The 23050-nt window shown below is 39.6% G+C and carries 24 protein-coding genes and 2 other annotated features; all 24 genes read left to right on the forward strand.

Features of this window, described 5'->3' with window-relative positions; genetic code table 11:
• The first annotated feature begins 563 nt into the window (after positions 1 to 563).
• Positions 564 to 1025: a CtsR family transcriptional regulator gene (locus tag WYK_RS02580; RefSeq protein ID WP_040372998.1), complete on the forward strand. Its 462-nt coding sequence runs from the start codon at positions 564 to 566 to the stop codon at positions 1023 to 1025.
• A gap of 46 nt (positions 1026 to 1071) precedes the next feature.
• Complete coding sequence (locus tag WYK_RS02585) at positions 1072 to 1602, forward strand: UvrB/UvrC motif-containing protein (protein WP_326239008.1); 531 nt, start codon at positions 1072 to 1074, stop codon at positions 1600 to 1602.
• On the forward strand, positions 1599 to 2675 hold the full coding sequence (locus tag WYK_RS02590) for a protein arginine kinase (protein ID WP_040373000.1): 1077 nt from the start codon (positions 1599 to 1601) through the stop codon (positions 2673 to 2675). Before WYK_RS02585 ends, WYK_RS02590 begins: the two co-directional genes overlap by 4 nt.
• Before the next feature lie 14 nt (positions 2676 to 2689).
• Positions 2690 to 5131: an ATP-dependent protease ATP-binding subunit ClpC gene (gene clpC / locus WYK_RS02595; protein WP_040373001.1), complete on the forward strand. Its 2442-nt coding sequence runs from the start codon at positions 2690 to 2692 to the stop codon at positions 5129 to 5131.
• Between the two features lie 379 nt (positions 5132 to 5510).
• Positions 5511 to 6584 carry a DNA integrity scanning diadenylate cyclase DisA gene (disA, locus tag WYK_RS02600; protein WP_040373003.1) on the forward strand — a complete coding sequence of 358 codons (1074 nt, stop codon included), beginning with the start codon at positions 5511 to 5513 and terminating at the stop codon, positions 6582 to 6584.
• A gap of 195 nt (positions 6585 to 6779) precedes the next feature.
• The gene (locus WYK_RS02605) at positions 6780 to 7862 is read left to right on the forward strand and encodes a PIN/TRAM domain-containing protein (protein ID WP_040373004.1); all 1083 of its coding nucleotides are present in this window, start codon (positions 6780 to 6782) and stop codon (positions 7860 to 7862) included.
• A 14-nt stretch (positions 7863 to 7876) separates the two neighbouring features.
• Positions 7877 to 8569: a 2-C-methyl-D-erythritol 4-phosphate cytidylyltransferase gene (gene ispD / locus WYK_RS02610; RefSeq protein WP_040373006.1), complete on the forward strand. Its 693-nt coding sequence runs from the start codon at positions 7877 to 7879 to the stop codon at positions 8567 to 8569.
• A gap of 12 nt (positions 8570 to 8581) precedes the next feature.
• Positions 8582 to 9061: a 2-C-methyl-D-erythritol 2,4-cyclodiphosphate synthase gene (gene ispF, locus WYK_RS02615; RefSeq protein ID WP_040373007.1), complete on the forward strand. Its 480-nt coding sequence runs from the start codon at positions 8582 to 8584 to the stop codon at positions 9059 to 9061.
• 87 nt (positions 9062 to 9148) lie between these two features.
• Entirely contained in the window at positions 9149 to 10606 is a 1458-nt protein-coding gene (gene gltX, locus WYK_RS02620; protein ID WP_040373008.1) for a glutamate--tRNA ligase, read from the forward strand.
• Positions 10607 to 10648: 42 nt separating this feature from the next.
• Positions 10649 to 10901, forward strand: a binding site (T-box leader).
• Positions 10902 to 10970: 69 nt separating this feature from the next.
• Positions 10971 to 11624 (forward strand): serine O-acetyltransferase, encoded by a 654-nt coding sequence (gene cysE, locus WYK_RS02625; protein ID WP_040373009.1) that lies wholly within the window; start codon positions 10971 to 10973, stop codon positions 11622 to 11624.
• Positions 11621 to 13018, forward strand: a complete 1398-nt coding sequence (gene cysS / locus WYK_RS02630; protein ID WP_040373010.1) for a cysteine--tRNA ligase — start codon at positions 11621 to 11623, stop codon at positions 13016 to 13018. The genes cysE and cysS overlap by 4 nt, the downstream gene beginning before the upstream one ends.
• A gap of 3 nt (positions 13019 to 13021) precedes the next feature.
• On the forward strand, positions 13022 to 13447 hold the full coding sequence (locus WYK_RS02635) for a Mini-ribonuclease 3 (RefSeq protein WP_040373011.1): 426 nt from the start codon (positions 13022 to 13024) through the stop codon (positions 13445 to 13447).
• Positions 13444 to 14187, forward strand: a complete 744-nt coding sequence (gene rlmB, locus WYK_RS02640; RefSeq protein ID WP_040373013.1) for a 23S rRNA (guanosine(2251)-2'-O)-methyltransferase RlmB — start codon at positions 13444 to 13446, stop codon at positions 14185 to 14187. Before WYK_RS02635 ends, rlmB begins: the two co-directional genes overlap by 4 nt.
• Positions 14188 to 14189: 2 nt before the next feature.
• Entirely contained in the window at positions 14190 to 14702 is a 513-nt protein-coding gene (locus WYK_RS02645; protein WP_040373015.1) for an NYN domain-containing protein, read from the forward strand.
• A gap of 89 nt (positions 14703 to 14791) precedes the next feature.
• Positions 14792 to 15424: an RNA polymerase sporulation sigma factor SigH gene (gene sigH / locus WYK_RS02650; protein WP_161629093.1), complete on the forward strand. Its 633-nt coding sequence runs from the start codon at positions 14792 to 14794 to the stop codon at positions 15422 to 15424.
• 86 nt (positions 15425 to 15510) lie between these two features.
• Entirely contained in the window at positions 15511 to 15660 is a 150-nt protein-coding gene (rpmG, locus tag WYK_RS23640) for a 50S ribosomal protein L33 (protein WP_081704729.1), read from the forward strand.
• A 47-nt stretch (positions 15661 to 15707) separates the two neighbouring features.
• On the forward strand, positions 15708 to 15890 hold the full coding sequence (gene secE / locus WYK_RS02655; protein WP_040373019.1) for a preprotein translocase subunit SecE: 183 nt from the start codon (positions 15708 to 15710) through the stop codon (positions 15888 to 15890).
• A 204-nt stretch (positions 15891 to 16094) separates the two neighbouring features.
• Positions 16095 to 16628, forward strand: coding sequence for a transcription termination/antitermination protein NusG (nusG, locus tag WYK_RS02660; protein ID WP_040373021.1), 534 nt, complete (start codon positions 16095 to 16097; stop codon positions 16626 to 16628).
• 187 nt (positions 16629 to 16815) lie between these two features.
• Positions 16816 to 17241 carry a 50S ribosomal protein L11 gene (gene rplK / locus WYK_RS02665; RefSeq protein WP_040373023.1) on the forward strand — a complete coding sequence of 142 codons (426 nt, stop codon included), beginning with the start codon at positions 16816 to 16818 and terminating at the stop codon, positions 17239 to 17241.
• A 103-nt stretch (positions 17242 to 17344) separates the two neighbouring features.
• Positions 17345 to 18034 carry a 50S ribosomal protein L1 gene (gene rplA, locus WYK_RS02670; protein ID WP_040373025.1) on the forward strand — a complete coding sequence of 230 codons (690 nt, stop codon included), beginning with the start codon at positions 17345 to 17347 and terminating at the stop codon, positions 18032 to 18034.
• Between the two features lie 54 nt (positions 18035 to 18088).
• Positions 18089 to 18233: a sequence feature (ribosomal protein L10 leader region), on the forward strand.
• 39 nt (positions 18234 to 18272) lie between these two features.
• Positions 18273 to 18773 carry a 50S ribosomal protein L10 gene (gene rplJ, locus WYK_RS02675; RefSeq protein WP_040373027.1) on the forward strand — a complete coding sequence of 167 codons (501 nt, stop codon included), beginning with the start codon at positions 18273 to 18275 and terminating at the stop codon, positions 18771 to 18773.
• A 54-nt stretch (positions 18774 to 18827) separates the two neighbouring features.
• A complete protein-coding gene (gene rplL / locus WYK_RS02680; RefSeq protein ID WP_040373029.1) occupies positions 18828 to 19190 on the forward strand; it encodes a 50S ribosomal protein L7/L12 in 363 nt (120 codons plus the stop codon).
• 188 nt (positions 19191 to 19378) lie between these two features.
• Positions 19379 to 19984 (forward strand): class I SAM-dependent methyltransferase, encoded by a 606-nt coding sequence (locus WYK_RS02685; RefSeq protein WP_040373031.1) that lies wholly within the window; start codon positions 19379 to 19381, stop codon positions 19982 to 19984.
• Positions 19985 to 20223: 239 nt separating this feature from the next.
• Positions 20224 to 23050, forward strand: a 2827-nt coding sequence (rpoB, locus tag WYK_RS02690) for a DNA-directed RNA polymerase subunit beta (RefSeq protein WP_040373030.1), incomplete at its 3' end; no start/stop codon positions are given.

The following is a 23050-nucleotide window of genomic DNA, read 5'->3' on the forward strand; positions in this document are numbered from 1 at the left end:
TCTTTTTTTGTGTTTTTTTTCGTAAATAGTGCCCAGACGGGAATAAGCAGCCTCTAGACGGGTATATGCAGGGTCCAGACGGGATTAACGTGGTCTCAGACGGGAATACGCATCCAGACGGGATTGATAGCAGGAATAGCAAAAAAAGAGATAAAATACCCCCCATGAAAAAAGTCTAGAAGGCAGCATGTATACTTCAATAAAGACCAGCAACCCATTTTCAAAACCCCCTTTAAAATATGATGCTCCGGAAAGGAATAATGCTATAAATGGCAAATATATATGTTGTCAGCATGCTTTCTTGAAATTGCTCCCCTTGGACTTTTTTAAAATAAAGTTAATTTAGGACTCTTTAAGGTAGTTATTTAAATTATCAAAGTGTTTTATCAGCAGCTATAGGAGGTATACTGCAAATATAAGCAAATTTTAAAATGTACGTGTGTAAATGGACTTAAATGGAAAAAATAATTTATGAATGAGAAAATGCGTTAAAGTTGCAAATAAAAACATTCATTTGTATAATATTAGTCAAATATAGTCAAAGTCAGGACGGGGGAGGATAGGTGAGAAATATATCCGATGTTATCGAAATTTATTTAAAGAAAATTTTTGAAATGAGTCAAAATGACACACTTGAAATTAAAAGAAGTGAAATTGCTGATAAATTTCAGTGTGTACCTTCCCAAATAAATTATGTGATTAATACTAGGTTCACCATTGAACGCGGATATTTAGTAGAAAGTAAACGAGGCGGCGGCGGGTATATCAGAATCATGAAAGTTCAATCGTATGATGATGTGGATTTAATTGATCAATTACTATCTTTAATTGGCATGCGGGTTTCGCAAGCTGCTGCTGAAGGAATGATAAGTCGTTTAGTCGAAGAAGAAATTATTAATAACCGTGAAGCAAAAATCATGATGAGTGTTATTGATCGTTCAGTCATTTATATTGATTTGCCAGAACGTGATGAGCTTAGGTCGAGGATATTGAAAGCAATGTTAACTACATTAAAGTATAAATAGGGTTTTTGCTGAGGTGATAATGATGCTTTGTCAAGAATGTAATCAGATGCCAGCGACTCTCCATTTTACAAAGTTTATAAATGGCGAGAAGAATGAAATTCATATTTGTGAGAAGTGTGCTCAGGAAATGGGCGAGGTTTATATTAATCAAGCAGGGCAGGGTTTCTCTTTTAATAATTTACTATCAGGATTATTAAATATTGAACCTATATTTCAGTCATCTACGGCGAGTGCGAAGCCTAAAACAGAGGAGCTGCGCTGTAAGCGTTGTAACCTTTCTTTCAAAGAGTTTGTCCATGTAGGCAAATTTGGTTGTGAGGATTGTTATAAAACATTTGATAATCAACTGAATCCGATTTTAAAAAGAGTGCATAGCGGCAATACTGCCCATATTGGTAAGATTCCAAGCAGGATGGGTGATACGATTCATCTTCGGAAGCAAGTGGCACAGTTAAAAGAGGTTTTAAAAGATTTAATTGAAAAAGAAGAATTTGAAAAAGCGGCGGAAATTAGAGATGAGATTCGTTCGCTTGAGAAACAAAATGATCGTCACGTTGATGGGGGGCCTCAATCATGAGTTTTGAACGATTTGTACAGAGTGCTTTGAGTTCTTGGATGAATGAGGACGGTCCTGATACGGATATTGTATTAAGTTCTAGAGTGAGGTTAGCGAGAAATTTTAAAGACTTTACTTTTCCAACAGTGTTTTCGGATGAAGAAGGACAGGAAGTCATTGAGTTAATTAAAAAGGAGTTTGCAGGTAAGAAGATAAGTGAGTGCGGCCAGTTAGAATTACTGGAAATGGATTCACTTGAACCTCTGCATAAAAGAGTGTTAGTCGAAAAGCATTTAATCTCCCCGAATTTAGCAAGTGATTCTTCTTTTGGAGCTTGTCTCTTATCTGACAACGAGAAGGTATCCATTATGATTAATGAGGAAGACCATATTCGAATTCAATGCTTAGCTCCTGGTCTGCAGCTGACGGAAGTATTACAAATGGCTAATCATATTGATGATTTGGTTGAGGAAACCGTTGACTATGCATATGATGAAGAACGCGGGTATTTGACCAGCTGCCCAACAAACGTGGGGACGGGGTTAAGAGCTTCAGTCATGATGCATTTACCTGGTCTGGTTCTAACTCAACAATTAAATCAAATTATTCCAGCTATGAACCAGCTTGGCTTAGTAGTAAGAGGAACCTACGGTGAGGGCAGTGAGGCTCTGGGGAATATTTTTCAAATATCGAATCAGATTACTCTAGGCAAATCAGAGAAGGATATCGTAAACGATTTAACGAGTGTCGTTCAACAGATAATCGCGCAAGAGAGATCATCTAGAAATGCTCTCGCGAAGACCTCGCATATACAACTTGAAGATCGGATTTACCGGTCATTCGGTACGCTGATTAATGCAAGAATTATTGAATCCAAAGAAGCGGCTACCTGTATATCTGATGTACGCTTAGGCATCGACCTTGGATATATTGATAGTATCTCTAAAACAATTCTAAATGAGTTGATGATCTTAACCCAGCCGGGATTTTTACAAAAATACGCTGGAGGACCGTTACAGGCATATGAACGTGACATTCGCAGAGCATCGTTAATTCGCGAACGGTTAAAACTGGAGAAAAACGAAAATTCTTAAGGAGGATTTAACCTATGATGTTTGGTCGTTTTACTGAAAGAGCGCAAAAAGTATTAGCATTGGCACAAGAGGAAGCTATACGTTTAGGACATAATAATATCGGTACGGAACATATTCTGCTCGGCCTTGTGCGCGAAGGAGAAGGAATTGCTGCTAAAGCTCTTTACGCACTTGGATTGGGCTCTGATAAAATTCAGAAGGAAGTTGAAAATCTGATTGGTCGGGGTCAAGAAACGGCACAAACGATTCATTATACACCGCGGGCAAAAAAAGTGATTGAACTTTCAATGGATGAGGCACGCAAATTAGGCCATTCTTATGTGGGAACAGAACATGTGTTACTTGGATTAATCCGCGAGGGTGAAGGGGTAGCTGCCCGTGTACTTAATAATCTTGGTGTAAGTTTGAATAAAGCTCGTCAACAGGTATTACAATTGCTAGGCAGTAATGAGTCAGGCAGTCATCAAGGCTCGACATCAGCAAACGCAAGTACGCCTACTCTAGACAGTCTGGCTCGAGATCTAACAGCCATTGCACGTGAAGGAAGTCTTGATCCGGTTATTGGCAGAGGTAAGGAAATTCAGCGTGTCATTGAGGTCCTTAGCCGACGTACTAAAAACAATCCTGTTTTAATTGGTGAGCCGGGTGTTGGTAAAACAGCCATTGCTGAAGGTCTTGCGCAGCAGATTATTAATAATGAAGTACCAGAAATTTTACGCGATAAACGAGTAATGACTCTTGATATGGGAACCGTGGTAGCAGGAACTAAATATCGTGGAGAATTTGAGGATCGATTGAAGAAGGTTATGGACGAAATCCGTCAGGCCGGAAACATCATTCTTTTCATTGATGAACTTCATACGTTAATTGGTGCAGGAGGAGCAGAAGGAGCTATCGATGCTTCTAATATCTTAAAACCTTCTCTAGCTCGTGGAGAACTTCAATGTATTGGTGCTACAACACTCGATGAATACCGTAAGTATATTGAAAAAGATGCAGCGCTTGAGCGTCGATTCCAACCGATAACCGTTAATGAGCCTACTATAGATGAGTCTATTCAAATCCTTAAAGGATTACGTGACCGTTATGAAGCCCATCACCGTGTGTCCATTACAGATGAGGCTATCGATGCGGCTGTAAAAATGTCAGATCGTTATATCTCTGATCGTTTCCTTCCAGACAAAGCGATTGATTTAATCGATGAGGCAGGTTCAAAGGTTCGACTTCGTTCCTATACAACTCCTCCAAATTTAAAAGAGCTTGAACTGAAACTTGATGAAGTGCGCAAAGAAAAGGATTCTTCAGTGCAGAGTCAAGAATTTGAAAAAGCTGCATCGCTTCGAGATACAGAACAGCGATTACGTGAACAGTTGGACGAAACGAAGAAAGTATGGAAAGAAAAGCAGGGCCAAGAAAATAGTGAAGTTACTGTAGAAGATATTGCCCATGTCGTATCAAGCTGGACTGGAGTGCCTGTAACACGACTGGCACAGACTGAATCAGATAAGTTATTGAACATGGAGGCTATTCTTCATGACAGGGTTATCGGTCAGGACGAAGCCGTTAAAGCTGTTTCAAAGGCAGTTAGACGTTCAAGAGCAGGGTTAAAGGATCCAAAACGACCAACTGGTTCATTCATTTTCCTAGGGCCGACTGGGGTTGGTAAAACAGAATTAGCAAGAGCACTTGCTGAGTCAATCTTTGGCGATGAAAACGCGATGATCCGTATTGATATGTCTGAGTATATGGAAAAACATTCGACTTCACGTCTAGTTGGTTCACCTCCAGGATATGTAGGCTATGAAGAAGGCGGCCAGTTGACAGAGAAAGTCCGTCGTAAGCCGTATTCAGTAGTACTGCTGGACGAAATTGAAAAAGCACATCCAGATGTATTTAACATCCTTCTGCAAGTGCTTGAAGATGGAAGACTAACTGATTCTAAAGGCAGAACCGTTGATTTTAGAAATACGCTTTTAATTATGACATCGAATGTCGGGGCATCCGCGTTAAGAATGAATAAATATGTTGGATTTGCTGTACAGAGTGAGGCTAATGGGTATTCAGATATGAAAGGAAAAGTCATGGAAGAGCTAAAACGCGCTTTCCGTCCAGAATTCCTAAATCGTATCGATGAGACCATCGTATTCCATTCACTTGAGAAAAAACATCTGAAGGAAATTGTTTCATTAATGACCAATCAGTTAACAGAACGTTTGAAAGAACAAGACATCTTCTTAGAACTTACAGATAAAGCAAAAGAAAAGATAGCAGATGAAGGATATAACCCGGAATACGGAGCACGACCAATTCGCCGGGCTATTCAAAAACATGTGGAAGATTATCTTTCCGAAGAATTACTTAAAGGAACCATCGTAAAAGGAAAGAAAATTATTATGGACGTCGAAAACGGTGAATTCACCATAAAAGATGGGGAAACTGTTGATACTAGTAAATAATAACAAATAGATCCTTCACGGAGGTACACGTGTTTTCATACCGTGTACCTCTGTTTTTTTTATAATTCTCCAAAAATCACTTTTTCGAATGTGACTTGCAGAAACAGTCGATAAATGAAAGGAATTTTAAGAAGGATAATAGCAGGGTTCTATATAATTTATAAAGTAGTTATTTTTTTCAAAGTTAACGATAAGGATAAGGAGTAATACCCTTTAGAGCCCGGCTGTTGATGTTATTTCGTCAGTTAGCTGGACTAACCAGAAGAGGGACTAAACTGCATGAAGGAGGCGGCTAAACTAGTTGTGAGAAATTAGAACCCTCTGATTAGCAGACGTTTCACCGTTGTGAAGACTCTTAAATAGGTGGAGGAGGGTGAAGATGACCGATAAGAAGACATATGAAAAAATGAGATTGGATATTCTTCAACTAGTGGCACCAGGAACCCCCTTGCGAGAAGGCATAGATAATGTCCTGCGTGCTAATACAGGTGGTTTAATTGTAATTGGAAGTTCAGAAAAAGTCCGTTTGGTAGTAGATGGCGGGTTTCCGATTAATTGTACCTTCACACCCAGCACCCTGTATGAATTAGCCAAAATGGATGGAGCCATTATTCTAAATGATAAAGCTGATCGAATTATCCTTGCTAATGCTCAGCTGGCACCAGACACAACAGTTCCTTCTAGGGAAACCGGAATGCGTCACAGGACTGCTGAGAGGGTCGCCAGAGAGACCAAAGCAATGGTGATTGCCATTTCACAGCGGCGGAACATCATTACGTTATATCAAGGGACTTTTCGGTATGTATTAAAAGATATAGAAGTTATTCTCGCGAAAGCCAATCTGGCTGTACAAACACTGGAGAAATATAAAGTTGTGTTTCAGCAGAGCATAACGGATCTCGGCTTAATGGAGTATGAAGAAGTGGTTCGTTATGCCGATTTGCTGCAGGTATTTCACCGTTACTTAATGGTGCTGCGTATTAAAGCAGAGCTTGCAGCCTATTTAAATGAATTAGGTACCGAGGGGCGTTTAATACAGCTGCAAATGAATGAACTGTTAGCTACCTTAGAAACAGAAGGTCTGCTGCTGATTAAGGATTATTCAAATCATACAGAAGAACAGCCGGCTTCTATTCTTAGCCGTATGCATGAGCTAGCTCAGCAGGAAAAACATGAGGAGAGTGTAGTATTAAAAATTCTCGGACACAACGGATATATTCATTTGGATGAAATAATCCATCCAAAAGGATACAGGATCCTGCATAAAATTCCTCGTCTCCCATTATTAATTGTCGATAATCTAGTCGCTCGTTTTAAAAACTTCGGTAATATTACAAAAGCCTCCACACAAGAGCTTGATGAAGTGGAAGGAATCGGAGAAGTCAGAGCAAAAAAAATTCAAGAAGGACTCAAAATCTTGAAAAATCAATTTTTGGCTGAGCGGCGAATGTAAGTAAAAACAGATATTATGTGTCAAGAGAGAATTATTTTTGACACGTAAAATTCTGGGTGCTAGTCTAGAAATGAATGAGAGAGACACGCTGCGCCGTGGTATTAGGCGGAATTATGGCAATATAGAAGGAAAAATATACACGTAAATGTTTCATTTTTAAAAATATGTTAATAATGATAATAGGGAGGTGAAGGAATGTTAAAACGCATCATACAAGCTTGTTTTTTAATAGTAGGCGGAACACTGGGAATTGTGTTAATTCCTGAACTATTTAATGTTATTCAGACAGATAATTTTGCATTTATAAACAATCCTTATGTATCAGCTATTTTAGGTGCAATTATATTTTATCTTATTACGTTTTGGGCAATAGAGTACGTGGTCGAATTTATGAAGTGGCTGGAGGAAACGCTGATAAAAGCTCCTATTACAGATATTATTTTCGGGAGTGTTGGTTTATTAGTTGGACTGCTGGTTGCATTTATGTTTGGTTCTGCTCTAAATGCAATTCAGGTTCCTATAGTGAATACTGTTGCGCCTATTCTCTTAACATTGTTATTTGGTTATCTCGGTTTTCAAGTTGGATTTAAAAAGCGTGATGAGCTATTAACATTGTTTAGAACGAATAAGAAGAAGGATACGGATCCTGAAGAAGTGGTTGAAGGAGCAAGTAAGCTCAAAATTCTTGATACAAGTGTTATTATTGATGGGCGCATAGCAGATATCTGTCAGACCGGTTTTTTAGAAGGCACGATTGTGATTCCTCAATTTGTTTTAGCAGAGCTGCAGCATATTGCTGATTCGTCTGATGCCTTAAAACGAAACCGTGGCAGGCGGGGTCTTGATATTCTTAATCGTATTCAAAAAGAGCTTTCAGTTAAAGTAGAGATGTACGAAGGTGATTTTGAAGAGATACAGGAAGTTGATGCAAAATTGGTCAAGCTTGCAAAGGTTGCGAATGGAGTCGTTGTGACCAATGATTTTAATTTAAACAAAGTTTGTGAATTTCAGAGTGTACCAGTTCTAAATATCAATGACCTTGCGAATGCCGTGAAACCGGTTGTGCTGCCAGGTGAAGAAATGAATGTACAAGTGATTAAAGATGGTAAGGAACAAAACCAGGGAATTGCTTATCTGGACGATGGAACGATGATTGTTGTAGAAGGTGGAAGAGACTTTATCAGCAAACGAATTGATGTGCTGGTTACTAGTGTTCTTCAAACGTCTGCAGGAAGAATGATTTTTGCTAAGCCAAAAATTCTAGAAAAAGCTTTATAATAGGGAGTAACGATATGTATGAAGTAGTGATTCCAGCTGCAGGGCAAGGAAAAAGAATGAAGGCGGGAAAGAACAAGTTATTTCTCGAGTTATCTGGAGTGCCAATTATTGTCTACACATTGAGAGTCTTTGATGAAGACCCTCAATGTACAGGCATTATTTTGGCCATTAATCCGGATGAAGAAGAGATGTTTGCTAATTTAATAGCAACGTATAAGTTGAAAAAAATCAAACAGTGGGTATCGGGTGGTAAAGAGCGGCAGCAAAGTGTTTATAATGGCATAAAGGTCCTTCATGCTGAAACCGATATAGTACTGGTTCATGATGGGGCACGTCCTTTTATCAATCATGCGCTTATTTATCAACTAACAGAAGCCGCCATGACTCATGGAGGAGCGGTGCTTGCAGTTCCTGTTAAGGATACAATTAAGAAAGCAACAGATAATATAGTTGTTGAAACGGTAGAACGATCAAGCTTGTGGGCTGTTCAAACACCACAAGCTTTTCGTGTGCCGCTATTGACGAAAGCTCATGATATCGCTGATAGTGAGGGCTTCTTAGGTACTGATGATGCAAGTCTCCTTGAGAGAATTAACGAACCCGTTATCATTATAGAAGGCGAATATGATAACATAAAAATAACCACTCAAGAAGATTTATATTTTGCAGAAGCAATTTTACAAAAACAACGCTCATTTAAGGGATAAGGAGAGAAATCTATGTTTCGAATTGGACAAGGATATGACGTTCACCAACTGGTTGAGGGGCGTCCGCTGATTATTGGTGGAATAACAATTCCCTATGAAAAAGGACTATTGGGGCACTCGGATGCAGATGTATTACTGCATACTGTAGCCGATGCCTGTCTTGGAGCTATTGGGGCTGGCGATATAGGGAAACATTTCCCAGACACGGATCCTAATTTCTTGGATGCTGATTCAGCTGAATTATTAAAGCATGTATGGGGCATTGTGAAAAAAGAGGGCTATGTACTGGGTAATGCGGATTGTACGATTATTGCACAAAGTCCAAAAATGGCCCCTTATATTGAAGAGATGAGATCAAAGATAGCAGAGCTGTTAGAAGCCGCTCCAAGCCAAGTAAATGTTAAGGCAACGACCACTGAAAAACTTGGATTTACAGGTCGTGGTGAAGGGATTGCATCACAAGTAGTAGTTCTTTTAGTAAAGGCTGATTGATGGTATTTCTCTGAACCTTTATTCTCACCCATAGAAATGATAAACTATATATAAGCTTACATAGAGGAATTTAGGAGGCGTCAAAAAATGAGCAGTGATATTCGGGTTCGTTATGCACCAAGTCCGACTGGGCATTTACATATAGGAAATGCACGTACCGCTTTATTTAATTATCTTTTTGCAAGAAGTACTGGTGGTAAATTCATTATTCGAATTGAAGACACAGATTTAAAACGTAACATCGCAGGCGGAGAAGAAAGTCAGCTTAAATATCTAAAGTGGCTTGGAATGGATTGGGATGAAAGTATTGATATAGGTGGAGAATATGCCCCGTATCGTCAATCTGAACGGTTAGATATTTATAAAGAGCTCTATGATCAGCTTCTAGAAAAAGGACTTGCTTATAAGTGCTATTGTACAGAAGAAGAAATTGAAGCAGAGCGAGAAGAACAAGTTTCTCGTAATGAAACACCGCATTATTCGGGAAAATGCCGTCATTTAACTGATGAGGACAGAGAACGTTTAGCAAATGAGGGAAGAAAACCTAGTATTCGCTTTGCTGTACCAGCAGGAAAGATTTTGACTTTCAAGGATATGGTTAAGGATGAAGTATCCTTTGAATCCGATGGTATTGGTGATTTCGTCATTGTGAAAAAGGATGGAATTCCTACCTATAACTTTGCTGTAGCGGTAGATGATTATTTGATGAAAATCTCTCACGTTCTTCGCGGTGATGATCATATTACGAATACGCCGAAGCAGTTAATGATTTATGATGCATTTGGCTGGGAACCGCCAATCTTTGGTCATATGACATTAATCGTTAATGAAAGCCGTAAGAAATTGAGTAAGCGTGATGAGTCAATCATACAGTTTATTGAGCAGTATGAAGAATTAGGCTATCTTCCAGAAGCATTATTCAATTTTATTACCTTACTCGGCTGGTCGCCAGTTGGAGAAGAAGAACTATTCACTAAGGAAAAATTAGTTGAAATTTTTGATCCAGCTCGTTTATCCAAATCACCAGCACTATTTGATCAACAGAAGCTTGCTTGGATGAATAATCAATACGTGAAGCAGGTCGAAACAGGAAAAGCGGTAGAATTAGCTTTACCACATCTTGTGAAATCCGGCAGAGTATCCAGCGAATTAACTGAAAGTGAAATGGAATGGGTAACAGATTTAGTTTCACTTTATCAGGAGCAAATGAGCTTTGGTGCTGAGATTGTTAGTCTGTCTGAGATTTTCTTCAAGGATGACATTGAATTCGAGGCAGAGGCCAAAGAAGTACTTTCTGAGGAGCAGGTGCCAGAAGTAATGCAGGCTTTCCTTCAAGAAGTTGAAGCTATTGAAAATTTCCAACCTGACGAAATCAAAAAAGCCATAAAGGCAGTTCAAAAAGGAACCGGCCATAAAGGCAAGAAACTATTCATGCCCATTCGTGCTGCAGTGACAGGACAAACGCACGGACCGGACTTACCGAAGGCGATCTCTTTATTAGGCAAAGAAAAAATTAAACAACGCCTAGAGAGTATTTTAAGTTAACAATTCGTTGAATATATAATATAGTATTAAATAATTATAGTGATTAACACGAAGATGGGGAGAAGTAGAAAAACGATGCTTATAGAGAGAATCACATATGCTGAAAGTGATTTAAGTTTCTCGTTTTTCGAAATGCACCCTTGAGTCCCTTACTGAAACAGCTTCAGCTGCTAGGTAAGGGCGGAAGATCCTCCGTTATAGGGATTAAGTTGGGGATGGCTTGTTTTGTTGATGAAACAAAAACAATTAAGGTCATGTCAAACAGAGTGGAACCGCGCCTGCAAGCGTCTCTGTCTATATGACAGGGGCGTTTTTTGTATGTCGGTAAAAGATAAGGAAATGAAAGGTGATGGAGGTAACGACGTTGTTTAAAATGTTAAAGGAAGACATAGAGGTTATCTTCGATCAGGATCCGGCTGCTCGTACCTATATTGAAGTCGTGTTGACCTATTCAGGGCTGCATGCCATATGGGGACATAGGCTCGCTCATGCTTTTTATAGACGTAAATTCTTTTTTCTAGCCAGGTTTATATCACAAGTCAGCCGTTTCTTCACGGGTATTGAAATTCATCCAGGCGCCCAAATTGGCAGACGATTTTTTATTGATCATGGAATGGGAATTGTGATTGGTGAAACATGCGAAATTGGGGATAATGTTGCGGTATTCCAGGGGGTCACTCTAGGGGGAACGGGGAAAGAAAAAGGGAAACGTCATCCAACGATTAAGGATAATGTTCTAATCGCCACAGGAGCTAAAGTGCTTGGGTCAATAACAGTCGGAGAAAATTCAAAGATTGGCGCCGGATCAGTGGTCCTCAAAGAAGTGCCGCCTAATTCTACTGTGGTTGGCATACCAGGAAAAGTAGTTATTCAAGATGGTATACGAATTAAAAAAGACTTAAACCATACAGATCTTCCAGACCCAATTGCAGATCGTTTTAAAGAGCTTGAACAGGAAGTAGCTCTTCTTAAAGCAGAGCTTCGCAGTCGGAAGGAAGAAAAGGAGCAAAGAACATGACCATAAAAATCTATAATACGCTGACGAGAAAAAAGGAAGTATTCACACCGCTTGAAGAAGGTAAGGTCAAGATGTATGTCTGCGGACCTACTGTCTATAATTACATTCATATCGGTAATGCACGACCAGCCATCGTCTTTGATACCGTTCGCAGGTACTTCGAGCATCGCGAGTATGATGTGCAGTTTGTGTCGAATTTTACGGACGTTGATGACAAGTTAATCCGAGTTGCTAAGGAGCTCGGGGAAGATGTCCCGACCATCTCAGACCGATTTATTAAAGCCTACTTTGAAGATGTCTCAGCATTAGGCTGCAAAAAAGCGGATGCCCATCCAACGGTTATGGATAATATGGATGTCATTATTGAATTTATTAAAGAATTAGTGGACCGCGGCTATGCTTATGAATCAGAAGGAGACGTATATTACCGTACCCGTAAATTTGATGGGTACGGGAAGTTGTCTCAGCAATCGATTGATGAGCTGCGTGTGGGTGCACGTATTGAAGTAGGTGAAAAGAAACAAGATGCTCTGGATTTCGCCTTATGGAAAACTGCAAAAGATGGCGAAATATCTTGGGAGAGTCCGTGGGGAACGGGCCGTCCAGGATGGCACATTGAGTGCTCAGCTATGGCGAGGAAATACCTAGGGGATACTATTGATATCCATGCAGGGGGGCAGGACCTCACCTTCCCGCATCATGAAAATGAAATTGCACAGTCAGAAGCCTTAACAGGTAAGACGTTTGCTAACTATTGGATGCATAATGGGTACATTAATATAGATAACGAAAAAATGTCGAAATCTCTTGGTAATTTTGTGCTTGTTCATGACATTATTAAACACCATGATCCGCAAGTATTAAGATTCTTCATGCTGTCTGTCCATTATCGCCACCCAATTAACTATAGTGAAGAATTAGTAGAAAAGACAACGGCAGCACTGGGTCGGTTAAAAACGTCTTATCAAAACCTCAAGCATCGACTGGATATAAGTACAGGATTGACGAATCAAAATGAGGAATGGCTGCAGAAAATAGCGAATTTAGATGCTGAATTTATTCGTGAAATGGATGATGATTTTAATACAGCAAATGCAATTTCTGTTTTGTTTGAGTTATCCAAGCAGGCGAATTATTACCTCATGGAGAAAAACACAGACAAAACGGTGATTGAAGCATTTATTGGTGAATTTGAACAGTTATTTGGTGTTCTTGGATTGTCGCTGACAGAAGATCAGTTGCTGGATGAGGATATTGAATTATTAATTGAACAGCGGAATCAAGCACGCAGAGACCGTGATTTCCAACTTTCTGATGATATCCGTGATCGTTTAAAGGACATGAATATTATATTAGAAGACACTCCTCAGGGCACAAGATGGAAACGAGGATGAAACATGTTACATTATGATGATAAAATTGACGAAAGATATTTAAACAGCTTGGCTCTTGCCTACATTGGCGATGCCGTATATGAAACCTATATTCGGCATCACCTCATTCAAAAAGGAGCGGTTAAGCCTCACTTTCTTCATAGAGAGGCAACGTCTTTTGTGTCGGCCAAAGCGCAAAGTAAAATCATTCATTTTTTTATCGAAACAAATCAGTTATCTGAGGAAGAATTAGCTGTTGCTCGTCGAGGCAGGAATGCAAAATCGGGTTCTGTGCCAAAGAACACGGACGTACAAACCTATCGTTATGGGACAGCCTTTGAGGCATTAATGGGTTATCTTTATTTAGCGAAAAAAATCGACAGACTAGAAGCGTTAGTTGAGGCTTCCATTGAATACATTGAAACAGAAAAAAGGGAGATGAAATCATGAGTATGGAGTATACGATCGGAAGGAATCCGGTCTTAGAGGCATTACGATCTGAACGTGATATAAACAAAATATGGATTGCTGAGGGTTCTCAAAAAGGACAGATGCAGCAAATTATCGCAATGGCCATTGAACAGCAAGTATTAATTCAATACGTTCCGCGGAAAAAAATTGATCAAATGGTGGAGGGAATTCATCAAGGGGTCGTTGCACAAGTCGCTGCATACGCCTATGCAGAAATTGACGATTTATTTGCCTTGGCTGAATCTAGAAATGAAGCACCATTCTTTATTTTGCTTGATGAAATTGAAGATCCTCACAATCTTGGTTCAATCATGAGGACTGCAGATGCAACAGGAGCTCATGGTATTTTAATTCCTAAACGAAGAGCAGTCGGTCTAACCGCAACAGTTGCTAAATCATCGACGGGAGCTATTGAATATATTCCAGTGGCTCGAGTGACGAATATGGCAAGAGCTATAGATGAGTTAAAAGAACGTGGTGTATGGATTGTCGGTACTGATGCAAAAGGAACTGATGATTACCGGAACATGGATGGCAAGATGGCAGTTGGTCTTGTTATTGGCAGTGAAGGAAAAGGAATGGGCCGTTTAATTAAGGAGAAGTGTGATTTTCTTATTAAAATGCCGATGGTAGGAAAGGTTACTTCCCTAAATGCGTCCGTTGCAGCAAGTTTATTGATGTATGAGGTCTACCGTAAAAGAAACCCGCTGGGAGAATAGGGATGAATACCATTCTGCTGGTGGACGGTTACAACATAATCGGGGCCTGGCCGGAATTAAGAGAATTGAAAGAGCGGGATTTTGCTGCATCACGAGATCGATTGATTGAGCAGATGGCTGAATATCAGGCTTTCACAGGCATCAGGGTAATTGTTGTCTTCGATGCACAATTTGTCCAAGGAATAGAGCGGAAATACAAAAACCACAAAATTGAAATTATTTTTACTAAAGAAAATGAAACGGCTGATGAGCGGATTGAAAAGATGGCAATCTCTCTTAATAATGTCAAAACACAAGTGCATGTAGCTACCTCAGATCTCACAGAACAATGGGTCGTTTTTGGACGAGGAGCCTTACGTATATCTGCACGCGAACTCCTAATTGAGATGGAACAGATTCATCGGGATATTGAAAAAGATGTCCGGGTAACGGTTAAAAAAAAGCCGGTATCCAAGATTCCTCTTACAGATGAAGTGGCGGAAACCTTTGAAAAATGGCGCCGTGGGAAATTATGAGCTGTTGACGGACAAAATTCCTCTACTGTATAATATTGGTTAAGTATTTTGTTCGGTCAGGGGGATAAAGTGTGGGTATCAACTTCGGAATGAAACTGAATGAAAACTATTTACAGTTTGATGATGATGTATTGGTAGACTTGGTACACAAAGGGGACAGCGAAGCGCTGGATTATTTGATCCAAAAATATCGTAATTTTGTAAGGGCAAAGGCACGGACGTACTTTTTAATTGGTGCAGATAAGGAAGATATAGTCCAAGAAGGCATGATTGGTCTTTACAAGGCAATACGCGATTTTAAAGGAGACAAGCTCTCTTCTTTTAAAGCGTTCGCTGAGTTGTGTATTACTCGGCAAATTATAACCGCAATTAAGACTGCTACCCGGCAAAAACATATCCCGCTCAATTCTTATGTTTCATTGGACAAGCCTATTTATGACGAGGAGTCCGACCGTACGCTGATGGATGTTATATCAGGAACGAAGGTTCTGGATCCTGAGGAGCTAATCATAAATCAAGAAGAATTCGATGATATTGAAATCAAAATGGCTGAGCTGCTAAGCGATTTGGAACGGAAGGTGTTAGCTCTGTATTTGGACGGGCAGTCATATCAAGAAATTTCAGAAGAACTAAACCGCCATGTCAAATCCATTGATAATGCTCTGCAGCGTGTGAAAAGGAAGCTGGAACGCTACCTAGAGGTGAGGGAACTTACACAGTGACCGCAGATAAAGATTTTCTGTAACCGATTGACAAAAAAAGACAGCCGTGATACATTTTTAACGTAAAGTTAGGATAGGTGTATTATATGAGAAAAAAGATTATTTTGGCCTGTAACGATTGCAGCTCAAGAAACTATAGTTCCGAAAGTAATAAGGAAACAAGTTCAGAACGAGTAGAAATCAAAAAATACTGCAGTACGTGCAACGCCCATACAATCCATAAAGAAACGAAATAATAAAGTTTAAATAGATTGACAGAAGCTATCGCTTGGAGGTTGCATTCATGAAACGTATTACTGACTTTTTCCGTAATGTTGCACGCGAGATGAAAAAGGTAAGCTGGCCAAAACGGAAAGAGCTTACGAAATACACAATCATCGTCATCACAACTGTGGTGTTCATGGCCCTGTTCTTTACAGTGGTGGATTTTGGACTTTCTAAATTAATTCGTCTAGTTATTGAATAAGAGATTCGAAAATAAGGTATAATAGTGATAGAATCATATCAAGAAGCAAAAAGCCCGGTGACGGGTTTTTTAATTTGTCTTTTTTCTTACAGCTGCAAAGGCGGATAGATTGTTAGTAATAGAGACATGCAGCAGATAGATATAATAGCAACAATCATAAATGTTATTTCACGGGGAGGGAAGGACGAACTAGTCCTAGTAAAAATGGAAAAAAATTGGTACGTCGTACACACTTATTCTGGTTATGAAAATAAGGTGAAGGCAAATCTTGAAAAACGAGTAGAAACGATGGGGATGGAAGATAAGATCTTCCGTGTAGTTGTTCCTGAAGAAGAAGAAACTGAAGTAAAAGACGGCAAGAAAAAAGTAGTTAAGAGAAAAGTATTTCCTGGATATGTTTTGGTCGAAATTATCATGACGGATGATTCATGGTATGTTGTCCGTAATACACCAGGCGTAACTGGTTTCGTTGGTTCTTCAGGTGCAGGTTCAAAACCAACACCGCTTCTCGATGAAGAAATCGAGGTTGTTCTTAAACGTATGGGTGTTAACGAACAGCGTTACGAAGTTGATTATGAAGTTGGCGATACGGTTCAAGTTAAAGAAGGTCCATTTGCTACCTTTGCTGGTGCTATTGAAGAGCTGGACAAAGATAAAGGCAAGGTACGAGTTCTTGTTAATATGTTCGGTCGTGACACCCCGGTTGAACTAGACTTTAATCAGGTGGAAAAAATATAATTTGAAAAAACTTGAATTCTTATTTTGAAAGTGATAAAATTTTAAAGGTCAGTATGTTTACAATACAGACCTGATTTAGGAAAACATTCTTTATTTTATTATTATAACTATAAAGAATATAGATGAGTGGGAGGGGAAAACCCCTATTACCACATCACGGACTTAGACTTATAAGGAGGTGTGTCTCGTGGCTAAAAAAGTAATTAAAATGGTTAAATTGCAAATTCCTGCTGGAAAAGCAAATCCGGCACCGCCAGTTGGTCCTGCACTTGGTCAAGCTGGAGTTAACATCATGGGATTCTGTAAGGAGTTCAACGCTCGTACAGCAGACCAAGCGGGTCTTATTATTCCAGTTGAAATTACGGTATTCGAAGACCGTTCATTTACATTTATAACAAAGACTCCACCTGCTGCTGTTTTACTTAAAAAAGCAGCTGGAATCGAATCTGGTTCTGGTGAACCTAACCGTGTTAAAGTTGCTGTAGTCAAGCGTGATCAAGTACGCGAGATTGCTGAAACTAAAATGCCCGATCTAAACGCTGCAAACGTTGAGTCTGCAATGCGTATGGTTGAAGGTACTGCTCGCAGCATGGGTATCACAATCGAAGATTGATTCGTGCTTAAGTAAGTGTTCTACGGGGTTGCGACTGATACTCGCAACCTTTATTCGTGGGAGGTTATTCCGTTAAAACCACAATCTAGGAGGATTATATATCATGGCTAAAAAAGGTAAAAAGTATCTTGAAGCAGTAAAGTTAATTGACAACTCTAAAGCTTATGCAGTTGCAGAAGCAGTAGAACTTGCTAAAAAGACTAGTTTTGTAAATTTCGATGCAACTGTTGAAGTAGCATTCCGTCTGGGTGTTGACCCTAAGAAAGCTGACCAGCAAATTCGTGGAGCAGTAGTGCTTCCAAACGGAACTGGTAAAACTCAACGCGTTTTAGTATTTGCTAAAGGTGAAAAAGCTAAAGAAGCTGAAGCAGCTGGTGCTGATTACTTTGGTGATACAGACTACATCGAAAAGATCCAAAAAGGTTGGTTTGATTTCGACGTAATCGTTGCTACTCCAGATATGATGGGTGAAGTTGGTAAACTTGGACGCGTATTAGGACCAAAAGGCTTAATGCCAAATCCTAAAACGGGAACAGTTACTTTCGACGTAACGAAAGCTGTTAACGAAATTAAAGCTGGTAAAGTTGAATACCGTGTTGAAAAAACAGGTATCATCCATGCTCCTATTGGTAAAACTTCTTTCGAAGACAACAAACTTGTTGAAAACTTTACAACAATTTATGATACATTAATCAAAGCAAAACCAGCGGCTGCTAAAGGAACTTACATGAAGAGCGTTTCTGTAACAACTACAATGGGTCCTGGTGTGAAAGTAGATCCTTCTTCTTTCTAAAAAATAAATTGACATAACAAAGATATTGTTGTTATAATATGTTTTGTTGTGAATAATTGAATACCATTTGTACCGTAGACAGCAGGAGCTCTTTTGAGCTTAATATCCTGCCGAGGTAATTCGATAAATAGTCGTTGACTATGAACTTGTAATTACTGCCTCCATGTCTGCAAGATATGGGGGCATTTTCTTTGACCGGTATAAATGTTTTCAAGCAAATCTAACAGGAGGTGTAAGGATGAGCGCCATTATTGAACATAAGGTTAAACTGGTTGATGAGATTACTGATAAATTAAAAGCCAGCCAATCAACTGTTGTTGTTGATTACCGCGGTCTAACTGTTTCTGAAGTAACAGAACTGCGTAAACAACTTCGTGAAGCCGGCGTTGAGTTTAAAGTATACAAAAACTCAATGGTTCGTCGTGCTGCTGAAGCAGCTGAACTATCTGGTTTAGTTGACTCTCTAACTGGTCCAAATGCAATTGCATTCTCTAACGAAGATGTTATTGCTCCAGCGAAAATCCTTAATGATTTCGCGAAGAAACATGAAGCATTAGAAATTAAATCCGGAGTTATCGAAGGTAATGTTGCATCTGCTGAAGAAATCAAAGCACTTGCAGAACTACCATCACGCGAAGGCTTGCTTTCTATGCTGCTTAGTGTGCTACAAGCACCTATGCGCGGTCTTGCTCTTGCTGCAAAAGCTGTTGCAGAACAAAAAGAAGAACAAGGCGCGTAAGCTAATTCTTTTATAATTAATAAAAAAACCCATACCTTTAGGAGGAAATATACAATGACTAAAGATCAAATCATTGAAGCAGTTAAAAATATGACTGTTTTAGAATTAAACGACCTTGTAAAAGCAATCGAAGAAGAATTTGGCGTAACTGCTGCTGCTCCTGTAGCTGTAGCTGGCGGAGCTGACGCTGGTGCTGCTGAAGAACAAACTGAATTTGAAGTTATCCTTGCATCTGCTGGAGACCAAAAAATCAAAGTTATCAAAGCTGTTCGCGAAATCACAGGCCTAGGTCTTAAAGAAGCTAAAGAAGTTGTTGATAACGCACCGAAAACTGTTAAAGAAGGCGTTTCTAAAGCTGATGCTGAAGAAATCAAAGCTAAACTTGAAGAAGTTGGAGCTGGCGTTGAAGTTAAGTAATTCTTTCTGAAAAAAAGCTCGCTGAAATTTGGCGGGCTTTTTTTCGCTTACTAAATCCAGAACCATGAAGGCTGTTCCAGAAAGCGAAGCTATTGCTATCCATCACATGGAAAACAAACTACTTACTCTTCAATAACCTTCTCTCTTAATAATCTTCAACTATTTCTTTCTATAAGGAGGAGATGACCCTGGCGGATCATTACTACACACAGAAGCCGGATGTCGAAAGCAATCCGAAATATTGGGACTATACGTTAAGAGGTCGCAGTTTTCGCTTTAAAAGTGATAACGGTGTATTCTCAAAAAACGATATTGATTTTGGTTCCCGCCTCTTAATTGAAACCTTTACGCTTGATGAAGAGCTAGAAGGGGATATCCTCGATGTTGGATGCGGCTATGGCCCTATCGGAATATCCATTGCGGCATCATATCCCGAAAAAAACATAGAAATGATCGATATTAACAGCAGAGCAGTAGAGCTGGCGAAGGAAAATGCTGAATTGAACCGCATTAGAAATGTTGAGGTTCATGAAAGTGATCGTCTAGAAGGAGTAACATCCACTCGGTTATCTGCCATTCTAACTAATCCTCCCATCAGGGCTGGAAAAAGTGTGGTTCATGCAATTCTTACCGAAAGCTTTCAACACCTAATTCCAGGTGGTATGCTTTGGGTAGTTATACAAAAGAAACAAGGGGCGCCTTCAGCTATGGAAAAGATGGAGAATCTCTTTGGAAACGTTGAAGTAGCAGCAAAAAGCAAGGGCTATTTTATTCTTGTATCTAAAAAAGTTTGACTCTGTTTTTTTGCTATGTTAGTATTATAAAATGCATATATATAATTCCTTTACTATGCTAATTTTTATACTTCTTAAGTATAGACATTGGTTAAAATGGGAAAAATATATAAATAATAGTTCGTTTTATGAGAAATAGTGGTTTTTATAATGAAAACCATTTTCTTTTTGTCTGAGGAATTATGCAGTTTCCGAAGCAAATTGATCCTTATTAACGCTTGATTTAAGGGGTGAATCAGTTGACAGGTCAACTTGTTCAGTATGGACGGCACCGCCAACGTAGAAGTTATGCAAGAATTAGTGAGGTTTTGGAATTACCAAACCTAATTGAAATTCAAACAGCTTCGTACCAGTGGTTCTTGGATGAAGGATTACGTGAAATGTTCCAGGATATTTCACCTATCGAAGATTTTACAGGTAATTTATCGTTAGATTTTATTGATTACAGCCTAGCTGATCCAAAGTATCCAGTTGAAGAAACAAAAGAGCGTGATGTAACGTATTCTGCGCCTCTTCGTGTCAAAGTAAGACTGGTAAATAAAGAAACAGGCGAAGTCAAAGACCAAGATGTATTCATGGGTGACTTCCCACTGATGACCGAAACCGGTACCTTTGTAATTAATGGTGCGGAACGTGTTATCGTTTCACAGCTCGTTCGTTCACCTAGTGTGTACTACAACGGGAAAATGGATAAGAACGGTAAACGTGGATTCACAGCTACTGTCATTCCGAACCGCGGTGCTTGGCTTGAGTTTGAAACTGATGCCAAAGATGTTGTTTATGTAAGAATTGACCGTACTAGAAAATTACCGATTACTGTATTGTTACGTGCCCTTGGGTTCGGAACAGACCAAGAAATCATTGATTTAATCGGTGATAACGAATACATCAGAAATACGCTTGAAAAAGATAACACTGAGAGTGTGGATAAAGCACTTCTAGAAATCTATGAGCGTTTACGTCCAGGAGAACCACCAACAGTTGAAAATGCGAAAAGCCTTATGGTTACACGCTTCTTCGATCCTAAACGTTATGATTTAGCGAATGTTGGTCGTTACAAAATTAATAAAAAGCTTCATATCAAAAACCGTTTGCTAGGCCAGCGTATTGCAGAAACGTTAATTGATCCCGAAACAGGTGAAATTATCGTTGAATCCGGTACAGTGCTTGATCGACGTATTTTAGATCGGATTATTCCGTTTCTTGAAGCTGGAATTGGAAATAAATCTTATCAGCCAGTGGGCGGCGTAGTAGAGGAAGATACCATTCTTCAACCTATTAAAGTATATGCTCCTATTGATCCTGATGGGGAAAAAGTTATTAATATTATCGGTAACGCGAATGTTTCAACTAAAGTGAAAAACATCACGCCAGCTGATATTATTTCTTCAATTAGTTACTTCTTTAACTTGCTGCATGGTGTCGGAATAACAGATGATATTGATCATTTGGGTAACCGTCGTCTTCGTTCTGTAGGTGAATTGCTTCAAAATCAATTTAGAATTGGTTTGTCACGGATGGAACGTGTTGTTCGTGAAAGAATGTCTATTCAAGATACAAACACAATTACACCACAGCAATTAATCAATATTCGACCTGTTATTGCCTCTATTAAAGAGTTCTTTGGCAGCTCGCAGTTGTCTCAGTTCATGGACCAAACAAACCCGTTAGCAGAATTGACGCATAAACGTCGTCTGTCAGCGCTTGGACCCGGTGGTTTAACAAGGGAACGTGCTGGATTCGAAGTACGTGACGTTCACTATTCCCACTATGGTCGTATGTGTCCGATTGAAACACCTGAGGGACCGAACATTGGTTTAATTAACTCATTATCTAGTTATGCAAAAGTTAACCCATTTGGGTTTATTGAAACACCTTTCCGTCGGGTTGACCCGGAAACAGGGAAGGTAACTAGTAGAATTGATTATCTAACTGCTGATGAAGAAGATAACTATGTAACCGCACAAGCAAACGTAAAATTGTCTGATGATGGTTCATTCCTTGATGACAAAGTCGTTGCCCGTTTCCGTGGTGAGAACACTGTTGTTCCACGTGATCGCGTCGATTACATGGATGTTTCTCCTAAGCAGGTTGTATCAGCTGCGACGGCTTGTATTCCATTCCTTGAGAATGATGACTCCAACCGTGCTCTTATGGGAGCGAACATGCAGCGTCAAGCAGTGCCTTTAATGCAGCCTGAAGCACCGCGGGTGGGTACAGGTATGGAGTATGTATCAGCGAAAGATTCTGGTGCAGCTGTTATCTGTAAACAGCCTGGTATCGTAGAGCATGTTGAATCCCGTGAAGTTTGGGTACGACGTGTCAGCGAAGTAGACGGTAAACAAGTAAAAGGTAACCTTGATAAATACCGTATGCAGAAATTTATTCGTTCCAACCAAGGAACTTGTTATAACCAACGTCCGATTGTAAGTGTTGGAGATGAAGTTGTTAGAGGAGAAATCCTTGCAGATGGACCTTCGATGGAAAAAGGCGAATTGGCACTAGGCCGAAATGTACTTGTTGCATTCATGACTTGGGATGGCTATAACTATGAAGATGCGATTATTATGAGTGAACGTCTTGTAAAAGATGATGTTTATACCTCGATCCATATTGAAGAATATGAATCAGAGTCTCGTGATACGAAGCTTGGACCTGAAGAAATTACGAGAGACATACCAAACGTAGGGGAAGACGCTTTGCGCAACCTCGATGAACGCGGTATTATCCGTATTGGTGCTGAAGTAAAAGACGGAGATTTACTTGTTGGTAAGGTAACGCCTAAAGGTGTAACTGAACTTACAGCTGAAGAACGTCTATTACACGCTATCTTTGGTGAAAAAGCTCGTGAAGTTCGTGATACATCCCTTCGCGTACCACATGGCGGCGGCGGAATTGTACATGATGTCAAAGTGTTTAACCGAGAAGATGGAGATGAACTTCCACCAGGTGTTAACCAGCTTGCCCGTGTTTATATCGTTCAAAAACGTAAAATACATGAAGGCGATAAAATGGCTGGACGACATGGTAACAAAGGTGTAATCTCTCGAATCCTTCCTGAAGAAG

This window comes from Peribacillus psychrosaccharolyticus ATCC 23296, from assembly GCF_000305495.1.
Taxonomy (GTDB): domain Bacteria; phylum Bacillota; class Bacilli; order Bacillales; family DSM-1321; genus Peribacillus; species Peribacillus psychrosaccharolyticus.

Excerpts from the sequence above, each read along its gene's own strand:
- clpC (WP_040373001.1), top strand. The coding sequence starts at position 2,690 with ATGATGTTTGGTCGTTTTACTGAAAGAGCGCAAAAAGTATTAGCATTG.
- rplJ (WP_040373027.1), top strand. The coding sequence starts at position 18,273 with ATGAGCGCCATTATTGAACATAAGGTTAAACTGGTTGATGAGATTACT.
- rpmG (WP_081704729.1), top strand. The coding sequence starts at position 15,511 with ATGAGAAAAAAGATTATTTTGGCCTGTAACGATTGCAGCTCAAGAAAC.
- rlmB (WP_040373013.1), top strand. The coding sequence starts at position 13,444 with ATGAGTATGGAGTATACGATCGGAAGGAATCCGGTCTTAGAGGCATTA.
- sigH (WP_161629093.1), top strand. The coding sequence starts at position 14,792 with ATGAAACTGAATGAAAACTATTTACAGTTTGATGATGATGTATTGGTA.
- WYK_RS02645 (WP_040373015.1), top strand. The coding sequence starts at position 14,190 with ATGAATACCATTCTGCTGGTGGACGGTTACAACATAATCGGGGCCTGG.
- rplL (WP_040373029.1), top strand. The coding sequence starts at position 18,828 with ATGACTAAAGATCAAATCATTGAAGCAGTTAAAAATATGACTGTTTTA.
- gltX (WP_040373008.1), top strand. The coding sequence starts at position 9,149 with ATGAGCAGTGATATTCGGGTTCGTTATGCACCAAGTCCGACTGGGCAT.
- disA (WP_040373003.1), top strand. The coding sequence starts at position 5,511 with ATGACCGATAAGAAGACATATGAAAAAATGAGATTGGATATTCTTCAA.
- rplA (WP_040373025.1), top strand. The coding sequence starts at position 17,345 with ATGGCTAAAAAAGGTAAAAAGTATCTTGAAGCAGTAAAGTTAATTGAC.
- nusG (WP_040373021.1), top strand. The coding sequence starts at position 16,095 with ATGGAAAAAAATTGGTACGTCGTACACACTTATTCTGGTTATGAAAAT.
- WYK_RS02635 (WP_040373011.1), top strand. The coding sequence starts at position 13,022 with ATGTTACATTATGATGATAAAATTGACGAAAGATATTTAAACAGCTTG.
- secE (WP_040373019.1), top strand. The coding sequence starts at position 15,708 with ATGAAACGTATTACTGACTTTTTCCGTAATGTTGCACGCGAGATGAAA.
- cysS (WP_040373010.1), top strand. The coding sequence starts at position 11,621 with ATGACCATAAAAATCTATAATACGCTGACGAGAAAAAAGGAAGTATTC.
- ispD (WP_040373006.1), top strand. The coding sequence starts at position 7,877 with ATGTATGAAGTAGTGATTCCAGCTGCAGGGCAAGGAAAAAGAATGAAG.
- WYK_RS02585 (WP_326239008.1), top strand. The coding sequence starts at position 1,072 with ATGCCAGCGACTCTCCATTTTACAAAGTTTATAAATGGCGAGAAGAAT.
- WYK_RS02590 (WP_040373000.1), top strand. The coding sequence starts at position 1,599 with ATGAGTTTTGAACGATTTGTACAGAGTGCTTTGAGTTCTTGGATGAAT.
- WYK_RS02605 (WP_040373004.1), top strand. The coding sequence starts at position 6,780 with ATGTTAAAACGCATCATACAAGCTTGTTTTTTAATAGTAGGCGGAACA.
- ispF (WP_040373007.1), top strand. The coding sequence starts at position 8,582 with ATGTTTCGAATTGGACAAGGATATGACGTTCACCAACTGGTTGAGGGG.